At 65.1% G+C, this 24,954-nt stretch carries 22 protein-coding genes; 12 read left to right on the plus strand and 10 right to left on the minus strand.

From position 1 onward, the window contains the following. Positions 1–13: 13 nt before the first annotated feature. The 3 genes from YUU_RS0148780 to YUU_RS0148790 form a co-directional block, all read right to left on the minus strand. Entirely contained in the window at positions 14–919 is a 906-nt protein-coding gene (locus YUU_RS0148780; RefSeq protein ID WP_027528637.1) for a LysR substrate-binding domain-containing protein, read from the minus strand. 125 nt (positions 920–1,044) lie between these two features. Beyond that, on the minus strand, positions 1,045–2,385 hold the full coding sequence (locus YUU_RS0148785; RefSeq protein WP_027528638.1) for an MFS transporter: 1,341 nt from the start codon (positions 2,383–2,385) through the stop codon (positions 1,045–1,047). Positions 2,386–2,637: 252 nt separating this feature from the next. After that, the gene (locus tag YUU_RS0148790; protein ID WP_156944988.1) at positions 2,638–3,594 is read right to left on the minus strand and encodes an AraC family transcriptional regulator; all 957 of its coding nucleotides are present in this window, start codon (positions 3,592–3,594) and stop codon (positions 2,638–2,640) included. 217 nt (positions 3,595–3,811) lie between these two features. Here YUU_RS0148790 and YUU_RS0148795 point away from each other — a divergent pair, with 217 nt between their 5' ends. The 6 genes from YUU_RS0148795 to YUU_RS0148820 are packed head-to-tail and all read left to right on the plus strand — an operon-like array spanning position 3,812 to position 11,475. Further along, positions 3,812–5,107, plus strand: coding sequence for an ABC transporter substrate-binding protein (locus YUU_RS0148795; protein WP_027528640.1), 1,296 nt, complete (start codon positions 3,812–3,814; stop codon positions 5,105–5,107). 1 nt (position 5,108) lies between these two features. Beyond that, the gene (locus YUU_RS0148800) at positions 5,109–5,858 is read left to right on the plus strand and encodes an ABC transporter ATP-binding protein (protein ID WP_027528641.1); all 750 of its coding nucleotides are present in this window, start codon (positions 5,109–5,111) and stop codon (positions 5,856–5,858) included. After that, a complete protein-coding gene (locus YUU_RS0148805; RefSeq protein WP_027528642.1) occupies positions 5,858–6,586 on the plus strand; it encodes an ABC transporter ATP-binding protein in 729 nt (242 codons plus the stop codon). Before YUU_RS0148800 ends, YUU_RS0148805 begins: the two co-directional genes overlap by 1 nt. Beyond that, positions 6,583–7,464: a branched-chain amino acid ABC transporter permease gene (locus YUU_RS0148810; protein ID WP_027528643.1), complete on the plus strand. Its 882-nt coding sequence runs from the start codon at positions 6,583–6,585 to the stop codon at positions 7,462–7,464. The genes YUU_RS0148805 and YUU_RS0148810 overlap by 4 nt, the downstream gene beginning before the upstream one ends. Before the next feature lie 3 nt (positions 7,465–7,467). Beyond that, positions 7,468–9,117: a branched-chain amino acid ABC transporter permease gene (locus YUU_RS0148815; RefSeq protein WP_027528644.1), complete on the plus strand. Its 1,650-nt coding sequence runs from the start codon at positions 7,468–7,470 to the stop codon at positions 9,115–9,117. A 39-nt stretch (positions 9,118–9,156) separates the two neighbouring features. Further along, positions 9,157–11,475, plus strand: coding sequence for a LamG domain-containing protein (locus YUU_RS0148820; RefSeq protein WP_027528645.1), 2,319 nt, complete (start codon positions 9,157–9,159; stop codon positions 11,473–11,475). Positions 11,476–11,505: 30 nt separating this feature from the next. On the opposite strand, the gene YUU_RS0148825 is transcribed toward YUU_RS0148820, so the two are convergent. After that, positions 11,506–13,452 carry a hypothetical protein gene (locus YUU_RS0148825; RefSeq protein ID WP_027528646.1) on the minus strand — a complete coding sequence of 649 codons (1,947 nt, stop codon included), beginning with the start codon at positions 13,450–13,452 and terminating at the stop codon, positions 11,506–11,508. A gap of 156 nt (positions 13,453–13,608) precedes the next feature. Further along, the gene (locus tag YUU_RS0148830; RefSeq protein WP_027528647.1) at positions 13,609–14,691 is read right to left on the minus strand and encodes a YbhN family protein; all 1,083 of its coding nucleotides are present in this window, start codon (positions 14,689–14,691) and stop codon (positions 13,609–13,611) included. A 422-nt stretch (positions 14,692–15,113) separates the two neighbouring features. Between YUU_RS0148830 and YUU_RS0148835 the strand changes: the two genes are divergently transcribed. The 3 genes from YUU_RS0148835 to YUU_RS0148845 all read left to right on the plus strand — a co-directional run bounded on the left by YUU_RS0148835 (position 15,114) and on the right by YUU_RS0148845 (position 19,683). Then, positions 15,114–15,620 carry a ferritin-like domain-containing protein gene (locus YUU_RS0148835; protein WP_027528648.1) on the plus strand — a complete coding sequence of 169 codons (507 nt, stop codon included), beginning with the start codon at positions 15,114–15,116 and terminating at the stop codon, positions 15,618–15,620. A 140-nt stretch (positions 15,621–15,760) separates the two neighbouring features. Then, positions 15,761–17,161, plus strand: coding sequence for an MFS transporter (locus YUU_RS0148840; RefSeq protein WP_027528649.1), 1,401 nt, complete (start codon positions 15,761–15,763; stop codon positions 17,159–17,161). Between the two features lie 122 nt (positions 17,162–17,283). Beyond that, a complete protein-coding gene (locus YUU_RS0148845; protein ID WP_027528650.1) occupies positions 17,284–19,683 on the plus strand; it encodes an EAL domain-containing protein in 2,400 nt (799 codons plus the stop codon). Positions 19,684–19,802: 119 nt separating this feature from the next. Here the strand turns inward: YUU_RS0148845 and YUU_RS0148850 are convergent, their stop codons facing one another. Beyond that, positions 19,803–20,237, minus strand: a complete 435-nt coding sequence (locus YUU_RS0148850) for a hypothetical protein (protein WP_027528651.1) — start codon at positions 20,235–20,237, stop codon at positions 19,803–19,805. A gap of 73 nt (positions 20,238–20,310) precedes the next feature. Here YUU_RS0148850 and YUU_RS0148855 point away from each other — a divergent pair, with 73 nt between their 5' ends. After that, a complete protein-coding gene (locus YUU_RS0148855) occupies positions 20,311–20,913 on the plus strand; it encodes a hypothetical protein (protein WP_035665427.1) in 603 nt (200 codons plus the stop codon). Positions 20,914–21,000: 87 nt separating this feature from the next. Beyond that, entirely contained in the window at positions 21,001–21,573 is a 573-nt protein-coding gene (locus YUU_RS0148860) for a YdcF family protein (RefSeq protein ID WP_245288342.1), read from the plus strand. A 12-nt stretch (positions 21,574–21,585) separates the two neighbouring features. Here YUU_RS0148860 and YUU_RS0148865 read toward each other — a convergent pair whose 3' ends face one another. Beyond that, entirely contained in the window at positions 21,586–22,929 is a 1,344-nt protein-coding gene (locus YUU_RS0148865) for a PLP-dependent aminotransferase family protein (RefSeq protein ID WP_027528654.1), read from the minus strand. 185 nt (positions 22,930–23,114) lie between these two features. On the opposite strand from YUU_RS0148865, the gene YUU_RS54745 reads away from it, so the two are divergent. Beyond that, on the plus strand, positions 23,115–23,351 hold the full coding sequence (locus YUU_RS54745; protein ID WP_035665484.1) for a DUF1127 domain-containing protein: 237 nt from the start codon (positions 23,115–23,117) through the stop codon (positions 23,349–23,351). A 13-nt stretch (positions 23,352–23,364) separates the two neighbouring features. Here YUU_RS54745 and YUU_RS0148875 read toward each other — a convergent pair whose 3' ends face one another. Genes YUU_RS0148875 through YUU_RS0148885 form a run of 3 tightly spaced genes read right to left on the minus strand, consistent with a single transcriptional unit; the run spans position 23,365 to position 24,882 of the window. Continuing rightward, positions 23,365–23,826 carry a hypothetical protein gene (locus YUU_RS0148875; protein ID WP_027528655.1) on the minus strand — a complete coding sequence of 154 codons (462 nt, stop codon included), beginning with the start codon at positions 23,824–23,826 and terminating at the stop codon, positions 23,365–23,367. 33 nt (positions 23,827–23,859) lie between these two features. Further along, complete coding sequence (locus YUU_RS0148880) at positions 23,860–24,285, minus strand: universal stress protein (protein ID WP_027528656.1); 426 nt, start codon at positions 24,283–24,285, stop codon at positions 23,860–23,862. Positions 24,286–24,345: 60 nt separating this feature from the next. Next, the gene (locus tag YUU_RS0148885) at positions 24,346–24,882 is read right to left on the minus strand and encodes a histidine phosphatase family protein (RefSeq protein ID WP_027528657.1); all 537 of its coding nucleotides are present in this window, start codon (positions 24,880–24,882) and stop codon (positions 24,346–24,348) included. Between the last annotated feature and the right edge of the window lie 72 nt (positions 24,883–24,954).

Genomic DNA, 24,954 nt, shown 5'->3' on the forward strand with positions numbered 1-24,954 from the left:
TGCATATTCAGCATCAATCTTCGATCGTCTCCGCGGCGACCAATTCGCTTGCGATTTTCACCAGTGCCGACAGCAACGGGTTCTCGTCCTCGCGCCGCCAGACCATGAAGAGCTCGACCGGAACGCGCGTGCGCAGTTTGAGCGGCCGCAGGCGCACGTCGGAGATCTTCAGGCTCGCCGCCGCCGCCGGCACGATGGCAAGCCCGAGCCCGGCCCGCACCATGGCGAGGATCGAGTGGATCTGGCTCAAATGCTGGACATAGCGCGGCAGCACGTCGGCGCGGGTGAAGAGCGCGACCAGCAGGTCGTGGAAGTAGCGGCTCTCATAGGGCGAATACATCACGAAGGGCTGGTCGTCGAAATCCTTGATGGTCACCGACTCGGCGCTCGCCAGCGGATGCTTCTTGGGGATCGCCGCGAGCAGGGGCTCGGCGACGACACGGCGGCTGGCAAGCTCCGGCCGCGCGATCGGCGGCCGCAACAGTCCGGCATCGATCTGGCCGGAGGCGAGCGCCTCGAACTGGTCGCCGGAGACCATCTCCTTCAGCGAGAAATCGACCTCGGGCAGTCTGGCGCGGCAGGCGGCGACGAGCTCGGGCAGGAAGCCGTAAGCGGCCGCGGCCGTGAAACCGATCTTCAGCGAGCCGGTCTTGCCGAGCGCGATGCGGCGGGCGACCTGCGAGGCGCTCTCCGCGAGCTTCAGGATGCGCCGCGCCTCCGGCAGGAAGCTGCGTCCGGCCGGCGTCAGGCGAACCGAGCGGCTGGTGCGCTCCAGCAGCGGCGCGTCGATGATGTGCTCGAGCACCTGGATTTGCCGGGACAGCGGTGGTTGGGTCATGTTGAGTCGCGCGGCGGCGCGGCCGAAATGCAATTCCTCCGCCACGGTGACGAAGCAGCGGAGCTGGTTGAGGTCGAACATCGATACTTGCCTTAGATGGATAAGGCGTTTCCCCGGCACTTCTAGCATCGATAACCTCCGAAACAAAGACGGCGGCTGTGAAGCCGCCGTAAGTTGCCTGGTCCGTTCCGGTTTCGCCGGAGCGCTCAGGAGGAACGCTTAAGCACCACCCGCTGGATCTGGCCGACGACCACGAGATAGGCGAACGCGGCGACCAGCGCGTTGACGCCGACGAAGACGAGGGCGCCGTTGAACGAGCCGGTTGCGGCCACGATGTAGCCGATCACGATCGGGGTGGTGATCGAGGAGAGGTTGCCAAAAGTGTTGAACAGGCCGCCGGAGACGCCGCCGGCTTCCTTGGGCGAGGTGTCGGAGACGACTGCCCAGCCGAGCGCGCCGATGCCCTTGCCGAAGAAGGCGAGCGCCATGAAGCCGATCACCAGCGCCTGGCCGTCGACATAATTGCAGCCGATGATCGCCATCGACAGCAGCATGCCGCCGACGATCGGGATCTTGCGCGCCATGGTCAGGGAGCCGGTCTTGCGCAGAATCGCGTCCGAGATGATGCCGCCGAGCACGCCGCCGATGAAGCCGCAGAGCGCCGGCAGCGTCGCCACGAAACCCGCCTGGAGGATCGACAGGCCGCGCTCCTTGACGAGGTACACGGGGAACCAGGTCAGGAAGAAATAGGTCAGGGTGTTGATGCAGTACTGGCCGAGATAGACACCGAGCATCATGCGGTTGGAGAGAAGCTGGCGGATGTGATCCCATTTCGGGCCCGAGTCCGGTGCGCGCTCCTCCTTGGGCGTGTCGAGATCGACCAGCGCGCCGCCTTCCTTGATGTAGTCGAACTCGGCCTCGTTGATGGAGGGATGCTCCTTGGGGCCATAGATAGTCTTGATCCAGACCAGGCCCATGACGACGCCGAGCGCGCCCATCACGAAGAACACGTAGCGCCAGCCGTAGTCATGCGCGATCCAGCCCATCAGCGGCGCGAAGATCACGGTCGCGAAATACTGCCCAGAATTGAAGAAGGCCGATGCCGTGCCGCGCTCATTGCCCGGGAACCAGGCTGCCACGATGCGGGCGTTGGCGGGGAAGGAGGGCGCCTCCGCAATGCCGACTAGGAAGCGCAGGGCGAACAGCATGGCGACCGCGGTGCCCGCGCCGAGGAAGCCGACCCAGCCCTGCATCAGCGTGAACAGCGACCAGACGATGATGCTGAAGGCATAGACGATGCGCGAACCGTAGCGGTCGAGCAGCCAGCCGCCCGGCACCTGCGCGATCACATAGGACCAGCCGAACGCCGAGAAGATGTAGCCCATGGCGACGGGATCGAGATGGAGCTCCTTGGAGAGCGCGGGTCCGGCGATCGACAGCGTGGCGCGGTCGGCATAGTTGACCGTGGTGACCAGGAACAACATGGTCACGATGAAAAGCCTGACGCGGGACCTCTTCACGTCCGCCGCGGACACTACTGCGCTCATGCGCACGCCTCCTCAGAATAAATGTTTCCTCAGGGACGACTCCTAGAGGGGCGCGCAGGAAAGTGTCCAAGTTGAAGGGAGTATCGATTGATACCGTTTTTGGATTGATGGAACGGCTGGGGGGCTGATGCGGCGGACGCCATCGCCCCGCACTCTACAGTCGTCCTGGCGAAAGCCAGGACGACTCGGGGAGGCGACTTCGCAAAGCAATCCAGCGTCTTCCCGCGGAGACGGTCCCGATTGCTCCGCCGTTCACTCCCCCGGCAGCGGCGTCCTGCGCGGCGGGATGCCGAAGCGCTTCTTGTAGCTGACGGAGAAATGCGACTGGCTGGCGAAGCCGCAGCGCCAGGCGACCTCGCCGAGGTTGGTCGTGCCCTTCTGGCCGCTCGCGACGATGAGCAGATGGGCCTGCTGGAGCCGCTCCTCCAGCAGGACCTGTCCGAAGGTCGTGCCGTGATACTGGAAGATCTTGTGCAGGTAGCGGACCGAGATGCGGTGATCGAGAGCGGCGCGCTCGGGCGTCAGGGCGTGATCGGCGAGGTTGCGACGGACATAGGCTCCGATGCGGTTGAACAGCGAGGTGCCGAGCGTCTCCCGGATCAGCGCCCCGTTGTCGCGCTGATCGCGGCATTCGATCATCAGGCAGAGCATGTCGATGATGCAGTCCTCGATCCGCGCGCTGTGCTCGGAGGGCTGCATCTTCAACACCTGCTCGCCGAGCGTGGTGATGGCGGGCACCAGCAGCGGATTGGTGAAGTCGGCGGTCGCGCAGAGATCGTCGATGCCGGCGACACGGCCCGAGAGACGCTCGCGATCGATCTTGATGGTGATGTTCTCCGACGCGTCAGGCACATCGATCACGTAAGCCTCCGCCGCGTTCACGAGGAAGACACTGCCCGGCATCACCAGCCCCTCGCGGCCGCGCTGCTGGAAGCGCATGGCGTGGCGGGTCGGAAACAGGAAGACGAAATCCTCGGTCTTGTCTGCCTTGGCCGCCTCCTTGCGCCGGATCACGCGCTGCGCGTCGGCGCGAAAATTGGAGACGCCCATGATGTCCGACTGCCAGTCGATCAACTCGCCGCGCAGCCGGTCGGTGTGGGCCGACTTGATGTCGAGCCGGTAGTAGACTTCGGCCATGGCCTGCCGCCAGGCCTCGATGCTTCCCTGTCCGTCAATTCCGGCAGTCGAATATGAGTTGCTCTGCGTCATGGCGCTCAGCTCAGGGTTCACTCGCGGACATGCGGTTCAAAAGGCATTCAAGAAGTGTACCAGCGGCGCAGGCGTTCTCCCAAATACCACCGGTTGCAGGCGTGCGCTCTGGCAAAAAACACAGTGCGCCCAACGAAAAGACGATGGCGTCGCTTCAGACCTAGCTTGGCCCCGCATTGCAGATCGGCCTCATGGCCGAAGCAGGAGGGGGTTCTCAATGACCACGAAATTCACGCGCAGGCGCGTTTTGACGGCGGTACCGGCCGCCGCTGCGGCTGCGGCGCTTCCAGCTCCGTACATCTCCGGTGCGACCAGGGCCGCCTCGAACGATCCGATCCTGATCGGCGTGCCGACGGCCCAGACCGCCCAGGCCGGCGTTGCCGACCACCAAGACTATCTCAACGGCACGACGCTCGCCATCGAGGAGATCAATGCCGCCGGCGGTGTGCTCGGGCGGCAGCTCAAGACCGTCGTCGTCGACATCGATCCGCTGTCGCCGGAGAGCGGACAGGTCGCGGTGAACAAGCTGATCGACGCCAAAGTGCATGCGATGTCCTGCGCCTTCGTGTTCACGCCGGTGCCGGTCGCCGACGTCTCGGCGCGCTACAAGGCGCCGTTCCTCTGGGGCCTGACGCAGCGCAACTTCACCGACATTCTCAGCAAGAGCGGCGACAAATACTCCCACATCTTCCAAACCGACCCGTCGGAAGTGCACTACGGCTACACGTTTCCGATCTTCCTGAAGGCGATGCGCGACCAGGGCGTGTGGAAGCCGATCAACAACGGCGTCCATATCGTGCAGGAGCAGATCGCCTACAACCAGACCATTTCCAAGGCGTTGCAGGCTGCGCTCCCCAAGAGCGAGTTCAAGCTCGCAGGGGTCACCGACATCCAGTATCCGGTGCAGGATTGGGGCTCGGTGATCCAGGAGATCAAGAAGGTCGGTGCGGGCGCGGTGATGATCGACCACTGGGTCGCCGCCGAATATGCCGCCTTCGTCAAGCAGTACAGCGCCGATCCACTCAAGGGTACGCTCGTCTACTTGCAATACGGGCCCTCGCAGCCGGAATTTCTCGAGCTGTCGGGCCCTGCCGCGGAAGGCTTCGTCTGGAGCACCGTGCTCGGCGTCTATGCCGACGATAAGGGCAAGGAATTCCGCGCCAAATACAAGAAGCGTTTCCCGGGCATCATGGGGCTTTGCTACACGGGCAACGGCTACGACGTGACCTACTACCTCAAGGCCGCGTGGGAAGCGGTTGGCGATCCCTCCAACTTCAAGGGGGTGTGCGACTGGGTGCGCAAGACGCCGTATCGCGGCGTGTGCGGCTACATGAGCATGAACAATGCGCTCCAGGAGTGCGCGCATTACCCCGACACGGGCGATGCGTTCGGCGCCAAGGAGCTGGAGCAGGGCATGGCCCAGCTCTTCTTCCAGGTGCAGAACAACGAGCACAAGATCGTCTATCCGGATGTCCTGCGCGAGAGCGCGCTGCGCAAGGCGCCGTGGTGGTGACGTGCACGGCACGATAGAGTCCTCACCGCTCTTTGCCTGCCGCGACATCACGCTCGATCTCGGTGGCCGCGCGATCCTGCACGGCATCTCGCTCGTGGTCGAGCCGGGCGAGGTGCTCGGCATCATCGGCCCGAATGGCGCCGGCAAGACCAGCCTGTTCGAGGTGCTGTCGGGCCGCATGCCGGCGAAATCCGGCTCCGTGCATTACGACGGAAAGGACATCACGGCCTTGCCGCTGCACCAGCGCGCGCGGCTCGGCATCGGTCGCACCTATCAGACGCCGGTCGTGCCGGAGGGCATGACGGTCGCCCAGGTGCTCAAAGCCGCGCGGCAGGCCTACCGGCCCTACCTGACGCCGGATGATTCCGAATGGGGCGCAGGCCTCGTCGCGTTTCACGTGCCGGGGAGCACGATGGCCGATCAGTTGGAAACACTGAACCGGCGCAAGCTGCTGATGACCTGTCTCTTGATGCGGCGGCCGAAGATCCTGCTGATGGACGAGCCGGCCGCGGGCCTGATCAATTCGGAGATCGACGAATTCGACGAGATCATGCGCGTGCTGGCGAAGGAGCTCAATATCGCGATCGTCTTGATCGAGCATCGCATGGAGTTGCTCGACACGATCGCCGATCGCGTGATGGTGCTCGATGCCGGCGAGATGATCGCGGAAGGGCGGCTCGACCAGATCCTCGTCGATCCCCGCGTGAAGGCCGCCTATTTCGAATTCGAGGGCGGCGAGGGCGTGCACTGATGAGCGATGTCGCACGAGATGCCGTGCTCGACGTGCGCGGGCTCTCCGCCGGCTGGGGGCCGCTGAGGGTGATCCACGACCTCGATCTCACCGTGTTCGCGGGCGAGCGCATCGGGCTCGTCGGCCTCAACGGCCACGGCAAGTCGACGCTGTTCCAGGCGATCGCGGGGCTCACTGGCTGGCAGCGCGGGTCGATCCAGCTCAACGGGTTCGAGGTTGGCCGCACGCGCAGCCAGGGGCCCGGTCGCTACACCCATCAGATCGTAAGGCGCGGGCTCGCGTTGATTCCGCAGGGCGACGAGATTTTTCACGGGCTCACGGTCGAGGAGCATCTCGACAGCGGCGCCTATACCAAGGCGGCGTGGAAGGAGCGGGGCGTACGCAAGCAAAAAATCCTCCAGATCTTTCCGCCGCTCGAGAAGTTGATGAAAATTCCGGTCGGACGTCTGTCCGGCGGCGAACGCCGCATGGTCTCGATCGGCCGTGGCTTGATGGCAGATGCGGACCTCTTCCTCGTCGACGAGCCGTCGCTGGGGCTTGCGCCGAAAATTGGAAAATCCGTGGTCGATGCGCTGATGGCGGTCGAACTCGGCAATTCGGCGATGGTGATCGCCGAGCAAAACCTCGCGCTGCTCGAGGGGCGGGTCGACCGCATCATCGGCATGCATGCCGGCAAGCTGAAGGGTGAAGCCTCGGCCTCGAAGAGCCTGATGGGAGGTCACCGGTGAACTGGAGCTTTGTACTCTCCAACGCGATCACGCTCGCCTGCATCTATGGCACTCTCGCGATCGGCATCTCGCTGACCTGGTCGAGCCTCGGCCTCGTCAACATGGCCTTCGGTTTCATCTTCGCCTTCTCCGGCTACGGTGCCTGGCTTGCCAGCGTCAATATCGCGCCGCAGCCCGCGGTGGTGATGGCCGCCGGCGTCCTCACCGGCGCACTCGGCGGATTGATCGTCTGCCTGCTCGCCTTCATCCCGATCCACGACAAGCCGAACTTTCCGCTGCGCGCGCTGATCGCAACGCTCGCCATCAGCCTGATCGGCAACCAGGCGCTGCTCTGGTACTTTGGACCGCGCGCAAAATCACTGCCGCGCCTATTCGGCAGCTGGAACGCCGACATCTTTGGCGTCGTGGTGACATCGGACAAGCTCGGCGCCTCGCTCTCGGCGGTCGTGCTGCTCACGCTGATCCTGCTATGGATGCGCTCCAGCCGCCGCGGGCTCGAGATCCGCGCCATGATGATGAACCCGCATGCGGCGTCCATCGTCGGCATCGGCGTGCGGCGCACCGGCTTCTACGTGATGGCGCTGACCGGCTCGCTCGCGGGCCTTGCCTCGGTGCTGCTGGCGCAGACTTACTACGTGGCGCCGTTCAGCGGCATCACGCCGATGGTGAAGGGGCTAAGCATCGCCCTCGTCGGCGGTCTCGGCAGCGTACCGGGCGCGGTGATCGGTGCCGTCATCATCGGCCTCAACGAGGCCCTGACCTCGACGCTGCTCGGCGGCCAGTATGTGCTGATGACGCAGTTCCTGCTCATCATCCTCGTGCTGCTGGTCCGGCCGCGCGGCATCGCGGGCCTGCTCGACAAGGCGCGGGAGGCCTGATCGATGAGTGACGCCGTCGAACAGGTCTGGATCGATCCGACCGACTGCCATTATCCGGAGTATCGGGCGCGCGAGGCGCCGACCAATCCCTATCTGTCGCACCAGGTCACCTGGAACGAAACGCGCGCGTTCAAGCCGCGCATGCACCTCGTCGGCCGTCTGCGCTACTACTACAAATGGCCCGGCCATGGCGGCAGGCTGTGGTGGCGCAAGCGCTATTGGCCGACGCGGCGGCGGCTGTTGCAGATCCGCGGCGAGTACAATCCGAAGACGATGCGCCGGGAGAAGACCATCGTCGACAAGCGTCCGATCTGGTGGACGCTGGCGTTCATCGCACTCGTGCTCGCGCCGGCGGTCGTGCCCGCCGCGGGCTGGAACACGGTAATGAGCGCGGCCGCCGTGTTCGGCATCTACTCGGCGATCAACCTGTGCTGGATGCTGATCATCGGCACTGCCGGCATCTTTTCACTTGCAAGCTACGCCGTGGTGGGGGCGGCGGCTTATGGAACGACGTATCTGGCGATCCAGTTCGGATTGCCCTTCTGGCTCCTGCCATTGCTCGGCGCTTTGATCGGGTTTGCCTTTGGCCTGATCATCGGCCTGCCGGCAATGCGGCTCGACGGCTTCTACTACGCACTCCTGACGCTGGGAGTCGTCGAGCTCTGCCGGGTCTATGTCGTGCAGTCGCGGGAGTTCGGCTCGGCGACCGGTGGCCTCTACGGCGCGCCGAGCTATCTGCCGGCCAGCCTCGGCCAGATGCCGCGATTGTTGTTCAGCTACTATGCGGCGCTGGCGCTGATGGTGTTCGCGCTGTTCGTCTACCGGTTCATCGACGGCAAGCGGCTCGGCCGTGTGCTGCGAATGGCGCCCGAGAAGCGCGAGGCCTTTGCGCAGGCCTGCGGCGTCGACTTCATCCGCGCGCGGATCATGGTGTTTTTGATCTCGTCGACTGCGCTCGGCTTCATCGGCGGCTTCTATGCCACCCATTTCGGCGGCGCATCGCCCAACCTGTTCTCCTTCGACACGGTGCTGCTGTCGCTCGCGATGCTGGTGATCGGCGGCATCGGGCGGTCCGAGGGAGCCGTCGCCGGCACCGTGATCGTGGTGTTCATCGATCGCGTGCTGATCGATCTCGGTCCGCTCCGCTACATGCTGATCGGAGCGATCATGCTGGGCGTGGTGCTGTTCCTCCGCGAGGGCCTGTTCGGCATCAAGCGGCAGTTCCGCACCTGGCGGGACAAGAAGAAGAGCGAGCGTCGCGCCACGCGCGCGGAGAAAGGCGGAGAGATGTTGCCGGAAGAAGCCACCGAAACCGAGGACAAGGACCAGATCTTCTTCCGCCGCTTCGACAAGATGCAGCGCGATTTCCTGAAGCGACTAGTGACCGACACCGTGATCGAGGAGCACCGCACCCGCCCGCTCGGGCAGCACAGCGAGGCGCTGGAGCGGCTCCTGATCTATTTCCGCCGGCAGGGCCAGATCGACAAATACGCGATCATGGTGCTGGAGGAGTTCAGGGCTTACCGCATCGTGGCGCTGTCCGGCCATCGCGGCACCGCGCCGCGCGTGGTCGAGGACCGCAATTACGCAACGCCCGATGAGGCCTATCACGCGCTGTTCCTGCGCCGCGTCCAGGACCTCCTCGAAAGCTGACGTTCAATTCCATTTCACTTCGCGAGACTAGTTTCGATCATGGCTGAGCAGAAAATCTTTGGGTACGCCGACAAGATCTCGGTCAAGCCTGGCGACGATATCAGACTTTACGTGCACGCAGACGGCACGACGACCGTCGAGGCGCAGCTCGTGCGGCTGATCCATGGCGACGCCCATCCCGCCGGCCCCGGCTATCAAGAAGAGGAGATCGACTGCGAGCTGAACGGCGCGTGGAGCGTGCGGAAGCAGTACACCCAGGTCGGCGCCTTCCTGAACGTGGCGGACGCTGGTCAGCGCCTGGCGCTCAACGGCAGCTTCACGCTCGCAACCTTCGTCTATCCGAACAGCCCCGGCGGCGGCAAACGGCAATGCCTGATGGGACGCTGGGACTCATTCGGCAATCGCGGCTACGGGCTGTGGCTCAATCCCGATGGGCTGCTCGAATTCGGTTATGGCGACGGCAGCGAGGTCGACTATCTCGACGGCGAGGTGCCGCTGCTTAAGAGCAACTGGTACTTTGTCGCTGCGACCTTCGACGCTACGACGGGCGTTGCGACGCTCTACCAGGAAGGCGTCTCCAACCGCTACAACGGCCTGTTGAGCAGGGTTGCCAATGTCGATTTCCGCTCCCATGTGCGCGAGACGCTGCGCTTCCGGCCGGTCAATCCGCCCGATGTTCCCTTCATCCTGGCGGGCGCACAGGATTTCCATACGCTGCGCGGACATTTCGTCACCCAGTGTCTCAACGGCAAGCTCGACCGTCCGGCGGTGTTCGACCGCGTGCTGACGCACGAGGAGCTCGATCAGTTCTGCCGGACCGGCATGGCGCCGGCGAGTGGGCAGGTGGCGTTCTGGGACACGACCATCGGCTACACCGACAAGGGCATCGGAGACCGCGTCGTCGACACCGGTCCCTATGCGCTGCATGCCGACGGCTATAACCGCCCGGTGCGCGGCCAGACCGGCTTCAACTGGAACGGCTGGGACGACTGCTACCGAATGGCGCCGCAGCAATATGGCGGCGTCGAATTCCATGACGATGCGATCATCGACTGCAATTGGGAGCTGACAAAACGTTTCAGGGTTCCGCCGCTGCGCAGCGGCGCCTATGCGTTCCGCTTGCGTGTCGGTGACGGCAAGGGCCTGCGCGAAGAGTACATCGTGTTCTTCGTCCGGCCGCAACGGCCGACCGCGCCGATCGTGTTCCTGGTGCCGACCGGCAGCTATCTTGCCTATGCCAACGAGCATTTGAGCTTCGATGCCGAGATCATGCAGCCGCTCGCCGGGCAGTCGCCGATCGTGTCGCAGATCGACATCGAGCTCTACGAGACCCAGGAGTTCGGGCTCTCGCTCTACGATCATCATGGCGACGGGGCAGGGGTCTGCTACAGCACCTATCGGCGCCCGATCCTGAACATGCGGCCGAAGGCGCGAATGTCGTCGATGGGCGTCACCTGGCAGTTTCCGGCCGACCTCTCGATCATCGCCTGGCTCGAGCACAAGGGCTATGCCTATGATGTAGTCACGGATGAGGATCTGCATCGCGAGGGCAAGGCGCTGCTCGATCCCTATCGCGTGGTGCTCAGCGGCACGCACCCGGAATATGTTTCCGAGCCGATCCTCAACGCGATTGAGGACTACATCGCCGACGGCGGCCGTTTCGTCTATCTCGGCGGCAACGGCTATTACTGGAACATCGGCTATCACAAGGACGATCCCTGGTGCATCGAGGTCCGCAAACTGAATTCCGGCATGCGAGCATGGCAGGCGCGGCCGGGCGAATATTATCTGGCGACCACCGGGCAGAAGAGCGGACTCTGGAAGGATCTCGGCCGCCCGCCGCAAAAGGTGTTCGGCATCGGCTTCATCTCGGAAGGGTTCGACTCGGCACGGCCATTCCGGCGTATGCCGGATAGCTGGCATCGCCGTGCGGCCTGGATGTTCGACGGGATCGAGGGCGAGATCGTCGGCGATTTCGGCCTTGCCCACGGCGCGGCCGGCGGGCTCGAGATCGATCGCTACGACCGCGCGCTCGGCACGCCGCCGCACACGTTGATCGTCGCGTCCTCCGGCGGCCACAGCGACAACTACCAGACCGTGGTCGAGGAGATTCTCTATCCCTATCCCGGGCTGTCAGGCTCGCATGACTACCGGGTGCGCGCCGATATGGTCTACTTCACCGCACCGAACAACGGTGCAGTGTTCTCGACCGGCTCGATCGCCTTCAGCCAGTCGCTGCCCTACAATAATTTCGACAACAATGTATCGCGGCTGTTGGACAACGTGGTGTCGGCCTTCAGCAAGGAGGGCCGGCTGCCCGGCTGGGCGTGGACAGCGGAAGAGAAGCAGTGGCGGTGACAGTGGCCGGCCCGGACTCGCGAGCGGAGCCTACTGCCGCGCGCCCGGCAGCAGCGGCGCCAGCAGGCCGCGGGTGAAGCCGGGCGGCACGGCGTCGAGGCCAAGTACGGTGCTTGCGGCCGGCAGGGCCGCGTCCGCCATCGCGGCGTGGCCTTCGGCGGAGGGATGCACGGCGCCGCCATAGACGGCGGAAAGCACGCCCCAGGCGGCGTCGTGAATGTCGTTCGGCTGGCTCGCGGCGGGCAGGCCTTGCGGATAGGTCATCGCGGCGAAATAGCTGTCATTGGCGTCACGGATCCAGCGCGCGCGCGGCAGGTAGGCGCGATATTCGGATGCGCCGCGGCCGCACAGCATCGGCTGGCTCGCGGCGGTGACGATGTCGGGGTTGAAGCTCTGGCCGTTCTCGGCAAAACAGGCGCGGTCGAATTCGGGGTCGGAGCCGGCATGCGCGCAGAAACCGTGGTCGGCGAACAGGCCCTGATGCGTATCGACGAAGGTCATGCGGTCGGATTCCGGATCGCGGCACAGCGCGCCTTGCGTGCAGGTCGCGAGCCCCTTGAGCTGCGGCAGGAATTCGGTGTCGACATAGGTCGAGACCCGGGCAAGCCGCTGCGGATCGGCGTTGAAGGCGGGATGGATGTCGAAGCCGGCGCGGCCGCCGCGACAGGGCACGCCGCCGTCTGCGAGCGCCGGATTGGCGTAGGAGACATAGACGACGTGCGAGAGGTCGCCGTCGACCAGCGGCTTGAGCGCCTCGCGCAGCTTGACGAAATTCCTGGGCAGCTCGCGCGTGAGCGCATCGCGTGAATCGTCGACACCAGCCATCACCCCGGAACGCGTGAACAGCGCGCGTTCGGTCGCGGTGTCCACGATCACGTCGGCGACGAGGCCGGAGAAATAGACGTCGTTGGCGCCGATCGAGAGCAGCACGAGGTCGAGCTTGCGGTCCGGCTGACGTTTCCTCGCCGCAGTGAGCGCCTCGCGCAGTTCGGCCACCTGCGCGTTCACGCTGGTCTGGCAGGTCCCGCTCTTGCCGGGCGGGCATTCGCGCGCACGCTGCGAGCCCAAGAGCCCGTCGCTGATGCTCGCACCGGTGCAGGCGAGCGGCAGATAGGTGACGGCGATGTGGGGGTAGCGGACCGCGAGCGCGAGCGCGGTGCGGCTCTGGTAGCTGTAGAGCGAGCGATGGCAGGGGGCGTTGAACCAGAGCGCGCCGTAGCGCTGCCAGTTGGCAAGGGTGTCGGGCGCCTCGCAGGCGCGCCCGCCCTTGAAGCCGGCGCGGCTCGGCCGGTAGTACTGCCCGCCGGCAGTGCCGAGATAGGAGCGGAAGCAGAAACCGTCATCGGCCAGCGCGGTCGGCCGGTCCGGATTGCCTTCGCCGGAGGCGATGCTATCGCCCAGGCCGGCAACGAAGATGTCACGGACCTCGATCTCGGTCTGGATGCGCTGGGTCGGGTCGGAGCCGGAGGAGACGTCGACCGTCGCCACCGTCTGCCTGCCATAGCGCACGCGCAGGTTGACCGGCTCGGCGCAGTCGAAGGTCGAGGCCTGCGGCCCGTCTCCGTCGTCGAACGACCAGGCGCAGATAGCCCCGACCGGCACGGCACCGGTCAGGCGCACGGTCACAGGGTGGTCGACCGGGGTGATGTAGTTTTCTTTGACGTTGTCGCGGGTGCAGGGCTGGTTGACCCGGCCCTGGAGGTCGATGCAGAGGCGGTTGACCATGTTGCGGGCCCAGCCGCGGCCCTCGCTCTGCATCTCCAGCGACTGCTCGGTGGCGAGGATGCTGCGGTTGCGGGCGTTCTCGACATGGAGCAGGAAGTCGCGCTCCTCGCGGAACAGACGGAAGCGGTTGCGGACCTCCCAGGTGATCTGCAAGCTGCCGTCCTGAGCGGCGGCGCGTTCGAGCGGCAGAGCGCCGAATATCCCGACAAGCAGGGCGCCGGCAAGGAAGGTGCGGAGGTTGGCTCGGATCATGGCCCGCGCTTTCAACGTCAAAGTTGAGGCGGAAATAAGAGAGGCTTCCTCGAGCCGCCTTCGACGTTTGTCTGACCGGTTTATGGGCCGCCGTCCAGCGGCTAAAGCGCGAATGATCATCGCGCCTTAGCTATTGTTTGAGCATGATCTCCGCGACTAGCGCTTGCTGGCCTGCCGCAGCGACCGTTCGCGCTCCATCTGCGTCACCTGCTTGGGCAGGTTGGCCTGCGCGCAGGCCTCCGCCAGCCTCCGCCGTTCCTGCCAGGGCTCCACGACGTTCATCCAGAGCTCGCGCGCTCCCATGATGGAAATGGCGAGGCCGAACGGGATCATGAAATAGAGGATGCGGAAGACCAGGAGGGTGGCCAGGAGCTGCTCGCGGCCGAATTCGGGGAGCGCTAGCAGCATGGCCGCGTCGAATACGCCGATGCTGCCGGGGGCGTGGCTGGCAAACCCCAGCAGCGTCGCCAAGATGAACACCACCGCCAGTGACATGAAATCGATTGGCGGGGTGGACGGCACCAGGAGGTACATCGCCATGGCGCAGAAGCCGAGGTCGACCACGCCGATCAGGATCTGCACGAGCGTCAGCGGCGCGGACGGCAGCACCACCTTCCAGCCCTTCTGGCCGAGCTCGCGGCGCTTCTCGCCCATCGACAGCCAGACCAGATAGGCGGTGATGGAGGCAAGGCCGCCAAGGGCGATCAGGCGGTTGATCGCGGAGGGGAGCTGATCCATCGCAGAGGCGGCATCGGGATGGATCGCCATACCGATAGAGAGCACGAAGATGTTACCGAGCCAGAAGGTGAGGCCGGAGAGGAAGCAGATCTTCGCAACGTCGATCGCGTTCAGCCCGTAGTCCGAGTAGATCCGGAAGCGGATTGCTCCACCGGTGAAGACGGTCGCGCCGATGTTGTGGCCGATCGAATAGGAGGTGAAGCTGGACAACGCTGCGATGCGGTAGGGGACGTGTTTCTTGCCGATCGTTCGCAGTGCGAAGAAGTCGTAGAAGGTCAGCGTACAGAAGGCGAAGAAGACGCAGAGCGCCGCAAGGCCGATATTGCCGCGGGGGATCTCGGTTAACGCGGTCAGGATGACGCCGGTGTCGATGCCCTTGAGGGTGCGCACCAGCGTCGTGATCGCGAAGGCGATGATCATGACGCTCGCGGCAATGCCGAGCCGACGCCAGCCGATCCATCTCTTGAAGCCGCGTTTCAGCGCGGGCAGCACGTCCTGCATTCATCCTCCCGGCGGGGGCAAGCAACTCGTAAAACCCGCCCAATCGAGCGGGTGCCGATTGAGCGCGATGGCGCCCAAAGCCTAGCGCCGATCGCAGCCATATATCCTAGTTCCTTAAGGCAAAAACAGCGACTTGTGCAGCCCTTGACAACGGAAGGTTCTGCGTTCCGGCATCCCTTTCGTCATACGTCCTACACATTGCCGCGCATTAAGGATTGCGAGTCGCGGCATTGCCGTTTCATTGCCCGCATTTTGCCAAACCGTAGCGCGGTTCGCCTTGTTCCAGCGCAAGGTTTTCGATCCTTTCGGAACGTCCCTCACGCGTGTCGGTTAGCGGTGCATCAGCAACCGAACACAGCGTGATAGCGGCCTGCATACGCAGGCCGGCGCCGCTCTGTTCCCGAAGCGCAAGGACTGGAACGATGGGACTGTTCACCAAGGACATCAAGACCATGAACGACCTGTTCGTGCATCAATTGCAGGACATCTACTACGCCGAGCAGCAGCTCACCAAGGCGCTGCCGAAAATGGCAAATAAGGCGACCGACCCGCAGTTGAAGCAGGGCTTTTTGACGCACCTCGATGAAACCAAACAGCACGTGAAGCGGCTGGAAGAGGTGTTCAAGATGCACGGCGTCGAGGTGAAGGCGATCGATTGCCCGGCGATCGACGGGATCATCGAGGAAGCCAACGACACCGCCGGCGAGGTCGCCGACAACGCGGTGCTCGATGCGGCCCTCATCAACGCCGCGCAGGCCGCCGAGCACTACGAGATCGTCCGCTATGGCAGCCTGATCGCCTGGGCCAAGCAGCTCGGCCGCAACGACTGCGCCGCAGTGCTCGCCAAGACGCTCGAGGAGGAGAAGGCGACCGACAAGAAGCTGACCTCGATCGCCGAGACCAAGGTGAACATGCGCGCGGCGAGCTAGACCCACGTCGCCTAAGGGAACGCCGCGCGCGAGGCGCGGCGTTTTTCGTGACGCAGCGCAGGCATCATTCGTTCATTATCGAAACATGATGTGAGCTGAGGGTGTAATCTTTCGCGTGGGGCTGCAATCGGGATGCCAGCATGCGAACCAACTTCGCCAATACCAATATCGCCTACGAATCCGCGGGGAGCACGCAGCGCTCGCGCCTTGCCACCTCGCTGACGCTTGCTGCGATGAGTCTCGGCTATGGCGTGGTGCAGCTCGATGTCACGATCGTCAACACCGCGCTGCATGCGATGGGCACCGCTCTTGGCGGTGGGGTCGCCGAGCTGCAATGGGTGGTGAGCGCCTATACCATCGCCTTTGCCGCCTTCATCCTGACTGCGGGCGCGCTTGGCGATCGCATCGGCGCCAAGCGCGTCTTCATGGCGGGCTTCGCCATCTTCACTGCGGCCTCGCTCGCCTGCGCGCTGTCGCCGAACGCCACCGTCTTGATCGGCGCGCGGCTGATCCAGGGATTGGCGGCAGCGATCCTGGTGCCGAATTCGCTGGCGCTGCTCAACCATGCTTATCCGGACGAGAAGCAGCGCGGGCGCGCCGTCGCGGTCTGGGCCGCAGGCGCCAGCCTCGCCCTGACGGCGGGCCCGTTCGTCGGCGGAGGCCTGATCACGCTGGTCGGCTGGCGCGCGATCTTCCTGGTCAACCTGCCGATCGGACTTACCGGCCTCTGGCTGACCTGGCGCTTTACCGATGAGACCACGCGCTCACTAGCGCGCGAGATCGATCTGCCCGGCCAGTGCGCGGCGATCGGTGCACTGGGCGCGCTCGCCGCCGCGATCATCGAAGGTGGCGCGATCGGCTGGGCGCATCCCGCCGTGATCGCAGCCTTCATCGCCGCCGCTGTGCTGGCCGCGCTGTTCGTCTGGCGGGAGCAGCGCACCGCGCAGCCGATGCTGCCGCTGTCGCTGTTTGGCAACCGCATGTTCGCGCTGACCTCGCTCGTGGGCCTGCTCGTGAACGTTGCGATCTACGGACTGATCTTCGTGCTCAGCCTCTACTTCCAGGAGGTCAACGGGCTGTCCGCCTGGTGGACCGGACTCGCCTTCGTCCCGATGATGGGCGCGGTGCTGCCGGTGAATTTGCTGGCGCCGCGCGTGTCCGAGCGGATCGGAGCTTGCAGGACCATGATCGTGGGCGCGTGCGTCTCGGCGCTGGGCTGCCTCTTCATGCTCGGCATGGCTGCTGACACGAGCTACTGGGCGATCGCCGTGCAGATGATCGCGATCAGCGGCGGCCTCGGCCTTTTGGTGCCGCCCCTGACCTCGACGCTGCTCGGCAGCGTCGAGAAGGCCCGCTCGGGCATCGCGGCCGGCGTGCTCAATGCGACCCGGCAGACCGGCAGCGTGCTTGGCGTTACGCTGTTCGGCTCGCTGGTGGCGGGGAACTTCATGACCGGCCTGCACGCCTCGCTGACCATTGCGGCAGCGGTCCTGCTGCTGGCCGCGACAGCGATCTGGCGCAGCGCGCCAGCCGATGGTTAACCCGGAGTATGCTGCCTTGCGCTCACAGCTTTCGTTCACCATGAGCCGAACCGGTACGTAGCCGGTTACCGACTGTCCACCTCTCGTCCCTTTAGTGCAGGTACCGAAAATGGACCTGCCATATGTACCAAGTTCTCTATTGTCTGACGGACGAGCATGACTGGGGCCTGGTCGCGCTGGGCGGCGCGGTATGCCTGCTCGCCAGCGCGGCGGCGATCAGCCTGTTTCATCGGGCGCGCGCCACACAGGGCACTGCGCGTCTGGTCTGGCTTTCGCTCGACGCTATCGTCAGCGGTTGCGGCATCTGGGCGACGCATTTCATCGCGATGCTGGCTTACGGGCCGGGCGCCGGCGCGGCCTACAACATTCCGGTGACGGTCCTGTCGCTGATCTTCGCGATCTCCGTGACCTTCGTGGGCCTGAGCATCGCGGTGTCATCCAAGCGCACGCCCTGGGTCCTGCTCGGCGGTGCCATCGTCGGCGGCGGCGTCGCGGCCATGCACTACACCGGCATGGCGGCGCTGGAGATGCCCGCGCGCATCGGCTGGGCGAGCGGCACGGTGACGGCTTCGATCCTGCTCGGAATCGTGTTCGGTGCGGCTGCTATTTATGTCGCAGCACGGCGCGATGACCTTTCGCATGCCGTGAGCGCTACCGGCCTGCTCACGCTCGCCATCGTCTCGCATCATTTCACGGCGATGGGGGCCGTCGAGCTGACGCCGGATCCGACGCTCGCGATCAGCGGGCTGTCGATCGCGCCGGCGACGCTCTCCCTGCTCACCGCGAGCGCCGCGGCCGCCATCATCGCCATCGCACTCGTGGCCGCCATCCTCGACCGCCGCGCCAAGGGCCAATTGGGGCGCCAGCAGGTCGTGCTCGACACCGCGCTCGAGAACATGTCGCAGGGGCTTTGCATGTTCGACAAGGACGGCAAGATACTCCTGTTCAACGAGCGCTACGCCGCGATGTTGCGCCGGACCGACATGCAGCTCACCGGCCGCCTGCTGCTCGAGGTGATGCGCGAAGAGCAGGCGCGGGGACACTGGCAGGGCGATCCGGATCAGTTCTTCGCCCAGCTCGTCGCCGACGCCCGCGACAACCGCACCACGACCACGATCGTCAGCAGGTTCAACCGCTCGATCCGCGTCGTCAACCAGCCGATGCAGGGCGGCGGATGGGTCGCGACCTTCGAAGACATCACCGAATGGCTGGCGGCACAGGAGAAGATCTCCCACATGGCGCGCCACGACGCGCTGACCAATCTGCCGAACCGCGTGCTGTTCCACGAGCAGCTCGAGCAGGGCTTGCGCCACGCCAGGCCAGGCGATCAGCTCGCGGTGCTGTGCCTCGATCTAGATCACTTCAAGGACATCAATGATTCACTCGGGCATCCGATCGGTGACGCGCTGCTCAAGGAGGTCGGCCGCAGGTTGGCTGCCTGTGTCGGCGAGAAAGACACCGTGGCTCGGCTCGGCGGCGACGAATTCGCCGTGGTCCAGCTCGGCAAGGAGGAGGAAGCGGCGGCCACCGCACTCGCCGGACGACTGGTCGAAGTGATTTCCGCGCCCTACGAGATCGCCGACCATCAGATCATCATCGGCGTCTCCATCGGCATCTCACTGTCGCCGCAGGATGGCAGCAATCCGGATGAGCTGTTGAAGAACGCCGACCTCGCGCTGTACCGCGCCAAGGCCGACGGCCGCGGCACCTATCGCTTCTTCGAGACCGGCATGGATGCCCGCGCGCAGGCGCGGCGGCTGCTCGAAATGGATCTGCGGGCGGCGCTGGGCAGGAACGAGTTCGAGGTCCACTACCAGCCGATCCGCGATGTGGCCAAGGATCGCGTCGTCGCCTTCGAGGCGCTGAGCCGTTGGAATCACCCGCAGCGGGGCCTTATCTCGCCGGCCGCCTTCATCCCGCTAGCGGAAGAGACCGGCCTGATCGTGCAGCTCGGCGAGCAGGTGCTGCGTAACGCCTGCGCCGAAGCGGCCACCTGGCCCGAGGAGATCGGCGTTGCCGTCAACCTGTCGCCGGTGCAGTTCAAGAATCCGAACCTGGTCGCCTCGGTGATTGAGGCGCTGGCCTCCTCGGGGCTCGCCGCCGAGCGCCTCGAGCTCGAGATCACTGAATCCGTGCTGCTCCAGAACAGCGAGGCGACGCTTGCTATCCTGCACGAGTTGCGCGCGCAGGGCGTGCGGATCTCGCTCGACGATTTCGGCACCGGCTATTCCTCGCTCAGCTACTTGCGCAGCTTCCCCTTCGACAAGATCAAGATCGACCGCTCCTTCGTGTCCGAGCTATCGACGCGCGAAGATTCCATGGCCATCGTCCGCGCCGTCACCGGCCTCGGGCGCAGCCTCGGAATCGCGACCACGGCGGAGGGCGTCGAGAACGATGCGCAGCTCGAGCTCTTGCGGCGCGAGGGCTGCACCCAGGCGCAAGGCTATCTGTTTAGCGCGCCGCGACCGGCGTCCGAGGTTGCGATGATGCTGGCGAAGCCCCGCTTGCGCGCGTCTGCCTAAAGTGCGACGAGACTAGGATGAATCGTCATCGCGCTTTAAGCATGATCTCCGCGCAAACGCGTTCCGCGTTTGTCGCGAGGGAAAACCGCTCCACACTTTTCCGGATCATGCTCTGAACGTCAGGCCCTGCGGAGCGCGAAATGCGCACCGCAGAACGCCATCACCGCGCCGAGGCACAGTGCGGCGAGGCCTGCCAGCACACCGGAGATGGTCGGGATCGGGCTTGGTGCGGAGGCCGCCTGTCCGGCGCCGGCGAGCAAGAGCACGCCGACCGCGATCAGGAACTGCCGCATCCTTTGCGGGATTTGGCCCGAGACGGCGCTCTGCATCAACGTTGCGGTGAAGTAGCCGCCCGAAAAGCCGACGGTGGCGATCAGCCACCACGCGATCGCCGCACCCGCCGGCATGAACTCGTGCGTGTCCGAGCGCCAAAGCCCGCCGAGGTCGAGCCCGTAGCGTGCGCCCAGCATATGCACCGCGAGCGCCAGCAGTATGCCCGCGATCAGCGCGCCGCCGAGAATCAGGTGACGGGGAAAAAAGGTCGTCTCAGCCATGCCTGATTTGTAGGATGGGTGAGGGCGGTCGCGCAAGCCGATCGGGCCGCGCGCGAAGTTGATAAGGATCGAAATGTCCGAGGTTCAGGAGGCCGCGGCGCAAGTCACGAGCGAGCAAGTCACCAGCTACGCCTACAAGGCGTCGCTGATCGGCTCGGCGCATCGTTTCGAGCTGACGGAAGAGGGCCTGTCCTGGCAGATCGCAGGCCGCTCCGGCCTGTGGCGCTATGGCGAGATCTCGGCGGTCCGGCTGTCATACCGGCCCGTCTCGATGCAGCAACACCGGTTTCGCGCCGATCTCCGCCATGCGGATGGCGGCCGTCTCGCAATCCTGTCGACGACCTGGCAGACCGCGGCGCTGATGGCGGCTCAGGATCACGGCTTTCGCGATTTCATCGTCGCGCTGCATGCGCGCATGGCGAAGGCGGGCAGCCGGGCGAGGCTGACCGCAGGCCTCGGACGCATCGCCTACACGGCGGCGCTCGCGCTGCTCGCGATGCTGGCGGTGGCGATGGCCGGGCTTCTCATCCGCGCGATCACGACCGGTGAATGGACGGGCGCGCTGTTCATCATCGGCTTCGCCGCCCTGTTCACCTGGCAGATCGGCGGTTTCATCCGCCGCAACCAGCCGCGCAGCTACAGCTTTGACCGGCTGCCGGAAGCACTGCTGCCGTAGGGGCGGCTGCAATCGCCGGTCATCAAACGTGACTTCGCGGAATCGGGCCTGTGTCGCATCCTCATCGTCATGGACCGCAGCACCCGAATGCCGACGGCGGATGAGATCGCCACAATCAATGCCACGCATCTGATCGAGACGCCGCTTCGGCCGGCCGACCTGTTGTTCCTGTTCGGCACCCGCGAGGACGTCGCTCTGCGCGCCGATACCGCAGCCCGGCTTTGGCGTGACGGCTATTTCAGCTGGTCGATTGTCAGCGGCGGGGTAACGCCGGGCTCGGAGCAATCCGAGTGCACGCTCATCAAGGCTGCGATGGTCGAAGCCGGGATTCCGGCAGGCCGCATCCTCGAAGAGCACCGGGCGATGAATACCGGGGAGAATGTCGTCTTCTCGCTGCCGGTCATCGATGCGGCGCTCGGGCTGCAAAATATTCGCAGCGTGATTTGCCTCGGTAATACCTGGACGGCGCGTCGCTACCCGATGACGCTGCACCGGCACTGGCCGGAGGTGACCAAGATGCTTCTGACGGTCGACAGTTTTGCGACGCCGCGCGGGCTCTGGCACACCGATGCCGAGTTGCGCCGCCGCGTCCTGCACGAATGGGACAAGATCGCGCTGTACAAGGCGAAAAGCTTCATTGCGGACTGGCCGGTGGCATGAGAAGCCGGCGCGCTACTCCGTCGAGTCGAAATCCTCTTCCTTCGAGCGCAGCATCGCCGAGAGTGTGCGCAGGCCCGCGTCGAGCTGCTCGAAGGTCGGCGCGCCGAGCGCGAGGCGGACCGCATTCGGGGCGTGACCGTTGGCGATCGCGAACGTAGTGGACGGCGTCAGCGCGATGTCGCGGCGGCCGGCCGCGGCGACCAGCGTCTGCGAGCGCCAATGCGGCGGCAGCGCGAGCCACAGATGATAGGACTTCGGGTCGGCCTGGATATCGAAGCCGGCAAGCCGCTGCGCCGCCAAATGCTGGCGCTTGCCCGCATCGATGCGTTTGAGGCGCGACAATTCGGCCGCGGTGCCGTCGGCCATCAGCCGCTGCCCGGCCGCGAAGGCATAGCCGGACGCGGTCCAGCCGCCCGAGCGCACCGAGGCCAGCACGCTTTCACGCAAGTGGGGCGGGGCGACGATGAAGCCGAGCGCGAGCCCCGGCGCGACCTTCTTCGAGAGGCTGTCGAGCACGAGGCAGCGGTCCGGCGCGAGCGAGGCGAGCGGCGCCTCGTCGGCGAGGAAGCCGTAGACGGTGTCCTCGATGATCGGCAAATCGAGCTTCTCGGCGATGCGTAGCACGTCGTTGCGGCGGGCGAGCGGCATGGTGATGCCGAGCGGGTTCTGCATCGTCGGCTGGAGATAGAGCGCAGCAAGATGCGCCTCGCGATGCGCCTTCTGAATCGCGTCGGGTCGCACGCCGTGCTCGTCCATCGCGAGCGGCACCAGCGCGATGCCGAGCCGCGCGGCGATGCCTTTGATGAAGGGGTAGGTCAGCGCCTCGACGCCGCAGCGCCCGCCCGCAGGCACGAGCGCGGCAAGCGTGGCGGCAATGCATTGCCGTCCGTTCGAGGTGAAGACGAGGTGGTCGGCGTTCGGCGCCCAGCCCTTGCGCGCGAGGAATGATGCGGAAATGCTCCGAGCCGCCTGCGTGCCTGTGCTGGTCGCGGGCCGCAGCGCGATTTCGAGTCCCTCGGGGCGCTCGAGACCGGCGAGGCTCTTTGCGATCATCGCCGATTGTTGCGGCAGAAGCGGATAGTTGAACTCGAAATCGATGCGCGCGCCGCGCGGCTCGGCGGGAGCAGCCACACCGCGCCGCGCCTCGCCCGAAATGAACGTGCCGCGGCCGACTTCGCCGACGACGAGGCCACGACGCAGCAGCTCCGTATAAACCCGGCTCGCGGTCGAGACCGCAATGCCACGCTCATAGGCGAAATTGCGCTGCGGCGGCAGGCGGTCGCCCGGCTTTAACGCGCCGTTAGTGATATCGGCGGCAATGGCATCGGCCAGCTTCACGTACTCGAACTTGGACATTATTGCACCGAGAGCAATGTTTTCCTTGCACCGAGCATTGTACTGGAGCATTTAAGTTCCATCAAGTTCCGCGATTGAGCCCCGGCTGCGCGAGCAATCCGAGGGCAATGAAGGAGCAGGCGCCGATCAGCGTCTGTGCCGGCGGCATCGCTTTCGCCGCGCGGGACGATTGCCGGAGAAGAAACATGACCACCATCTCGCAAACTGCCGGGCAGCCTCTCAGCCCACCCTCGTCAGGCGGATTCCTCCGCTCCCTCGTCAACGGCGCCTCGGCGCTGCTCGACTTCCTGGAGCGCCGCACCGCCATCAAGACGCTGAACGAGCTCGACGACCGCGCGTTGCGCGATATCGGGATCACGCGCTCGCAGATCGAGGATGCCGTTTACGGGCAGGTGAAAGCCGGGCTGACGCGGTATCTATAACCACCTGGGGGGATCAAGCGATTGCAGCCTGTCCCCATGCTTCGCCAAAAGCTCGATCGTCATCGGAACGGTCGGGCTTGCGGCGCGGCCTCGTTGAGGCGCCGTGTTCGCGCCGGTGTCGAAGGCCGAGACGTCGCACGTGCATGGCGACGTTGTCGGCGAGTGCCGCGATCCGTGTCGACGCCTGCTTGACGACGAACAGGATTGTCGTGACGCGGCTCAACACGCCAAGCAGGAACAATACCGAGAACACGTCGATATAGGCAAGGAGATCGCCAACCAGCATCAGCTCGGGCGGGATCGGGATCCTGTGGTAGTAGGCCAGGACCAGAATGACGACGGGGATGAAGGCGATCACCTGCCGCAGTGTCAGCCTGTCCAGAGCCGCGGCCAATTGCACGACCAGCACCTCCCATAGCGCATCGCCGATCGCGAGCGGGACCTCGTAACTCCATTTGCGCCACCAGTCCCGCATGCAATTGCTCCGAGGTGTTTATCTGAGCAGAAGCTAGTGCCTGACCACCAGCACCGAGCATTTGGCGTAGCGCACGACGTGGCCGGCATTCGAGCCGAGGAAATAGGTCCGCATTGCCGGGCGATGCGAGGTCATGACGATGAGGTCGGCCTTCATATGCGCCGCTTCCTCCAGGATTTCGTGATAGATGCCGCCCTGCCGCACCACGCTGGAGATACGCGGGGCGTCGATGCCGGACTCTCGCGCGACGATGGCGAGCGCTTCCTCCGAGGTCTGGCGCTGCTGCTCGTCGAAATCGGCCGGCACATATTCGGCCAGCATCACCGGCGTCATCGGCAGCACGTTGAGCAGGCGCACCGTGCCGTTCCAGGTCTGCGACAGCGTCGCCGCCGTCGCGATCGCAGGTTTTGCGAGGTCGGTGTCGGCGAGGTCGATGGGCACGAGAATGGACTTGAACATCTGCGCCTCCCTGTCATTCAACGGCCCAAGATACCCTCCCAAGACGGCGCCCCGTTGCCCCTAAGCCTGCTTCAGCAGCTTGGGGCTGACGAACAGCACCAGCTTGCCGTGGCGGTACGCCACGTCACCCCAATCCTTCACGTCAAAGTCGAAGACCGCAAGCCCTGCCGTGGGCAGGTTGTCGTGGAGAGCCTTGCGGCCGGCGTGGTCGCCGCTGCCTGCGAGCATCAGCGCCAGCTCGTGCATGCCGGGATTGTGGCCGACCAGCATCAATCGCTTCGGGTTCGCGGGGATGGTTGCAGTGCGAATGGTTTCCAGAAGCTGCGCGGGGCCGGCGCCGTAGAGTTCCGGCAGCAATTCGACCTCCGGGGCTTCGACGCGGTCCTTCATCGCGTCCCAGGCGATGTCCCAGGTCTGTCTGGCCCGGACGGCCGGTGAGACCAGCACGGTATCGGGGAACGGCGGATGATGGGCGATCCAGTCGCCCATCTGGGCTGCGTCCCGATGGCCCCGGTCATCGAGACGGCGGTCCTGGTCACGGCCGCTCGGTGCGTCAGTCTCGGTCTTGGCGTGACGCAGCAGCATCAAACGGCGCATGGCATTCTCGAATCATCCCGGTCGTAATTAATGTACAGGCACAGGTTCAGGTTCAGGACAAGGTGACAAGCG

Source organism: Bradyrhizobium sp. Ec3.3 (genome assembly GCF_000472925.1).
Classification (GTDB): domain Bacteria; phylum Pseudomonadota; class Alphaproteobacteria; order Rhizobiales; family Xanthobacteraceae; genus Bradyrhizobium.

What these genes read in the sequence shown, in the direction of transcription:
- YUU_RS0148780 (WP_027528637.1), bottom strand. Translation starts at nt 919, where the DNA reads ATGTTCGACCTCAACCAGCTCCGCTGCTTCGTCACCGTGGCGGAGGAA.
- YUU_RS0148785 (WP_027528638.1), bottom strand. Translation starts at nt 2,385, where the DNA reads ATGAGCGCAGTAGTGTCCGCGGCGGACGTGAAGAGGTCCCGCGTCAGG.
- YUU_RS0148790 (WP_156944988.1), bottom strand. Translation starts at nt 3,594, where the DNA reads ATGACGCAGAGCAACTCATATTCGACTGCCGGAATTGACGGACAGGGA.
- YUU_RS0148795 (WP_027528640.1), top strand. Translation starts at nt 3,812, where the DNA reads ATGACCACGAAATTCACGCGCAGGCGCGTTTTGACGGCGGTACCGGCC.
- YUU_RS0148805 (WP_027528642.1), top strand. Translation starts at nt 5,858, where the DNA reads ATGAGCGATGTCGCACGAGATGCCGTGCTCGACGTGCGCGGGCTCTCC.
- YUU_RS0148815 (WP_027528644.1), top strand. Translation starts at nt 7,468, where the DNA reads ATGAGTGACGCCGTCGAACAGGTCTGGATCGATCCGACCGACTGCCAT.
- YUU_RS0148820 (WP_027528645.1), top strand. Translation starts at nt 9,157, where the DNA reads ATGGCTGAGCAGAAAATCTTTGGGTACGCCGACAAGATCTCGGTCAAG.
- YUU_RS0148825 (WP_027528646.1), bottom strand. Translation starts at nt 13,452, where the DNA reads ATGATCCGAGCCAACCTCCGCACCTTCCTTGCCGGCGCCCTGCTTGTC.
- YUU_RS0148830 (WP_027528647.1), bottom strand. Translation starts at nt 14,691, where the DNA reads ATGCAGGACGTGCTGCCCGCGCTGAAACGCGGCTTCAAGAGATGGATC.
- YUU_RS0148835 (WP_027528648.1), top strand. Translation starts at nt 15,114, where the DNA reads ATGGGACTGTTCACCAAGGACATCAAGACCATGAACGACCTGTTCGTG.
- YUU_RS0148840 (WP_027528649.1), top strand. Translation starts at nt 15,761, where the DNA reads ATGCGAACCAACTTCGCCAATACCAATATCGCCTACGAATCCGCGGGG.
- YUU_RS0148845 (WP_027528650.1), top strand. Translation starts at nt 17,284, where the DNA reads ATGTACCAAGTTCTCTATTGTCTGACGGACGAGCATGACTGGGGCCTG.
- YUU_RS0148850 (WP_027528651.1), bottom strand. Translation starts at nt 20,237, where the DNA reads ATGGCTGAGACGACCTTTTTTCCCCGTCACCTGATTCTCGGCGGCGCG.
- YUU_RS0148855 (WP_035665427.1), top strand. Translation starts at nt 20,311, where the DNA reads ATGTCCGAGGTTCAGGAGGCCGCGGCGCAAGTCACGAGCGAGCAAGTC.
- YUU_RS0148860 (WP_245288342.1), top strand. Translation starts at nt 21,001, where the DNA reads ATGCCGACGGCGGATGAGATCGCCACAATCAATGCCACGCATCTGATC.
- YUU_RS0148865 (WP_027528654.1), bottom strand. Translation starts at nt 22,929, where the DNA reads ATGTCCAAGTTCGAGTACGTGAAGCTGGCCGATGCCATTGCCGCCGAT.
- YUU_RS54745 (WP_035665484.1), top strand. Translation starts at nt 23,115, where the DNA reads ATGACCACCATCTCGCAAACTGCCGGGCAGCCTCTCAGCCCACCCTCG.
- YUU_RS0148875 (WP_027528655.1), bottom strand. Translation starts at nt 23,826, where the DNA reads ATGCGGGACTGGTGGCGCAAATGGAGTTACGAGGTCCCGCTCGCGATC.
- YUU_RS0148880 (WP_027528656.1), bottom strand. Translation starts at nt 24,285, where the DNA reads ATGTTCAAGTCCATTCTCGTGCCCATCGACCTCGCCGACACCGACCTC.
- YUU_RS0148885 (WP_027528657.1), bottom strand. Translation starts at nt 24,882, where the DNA reads ATGCGCCGTTTGATGCTGCTGCGTCACGCCAAGACCGAGACTGACGCA.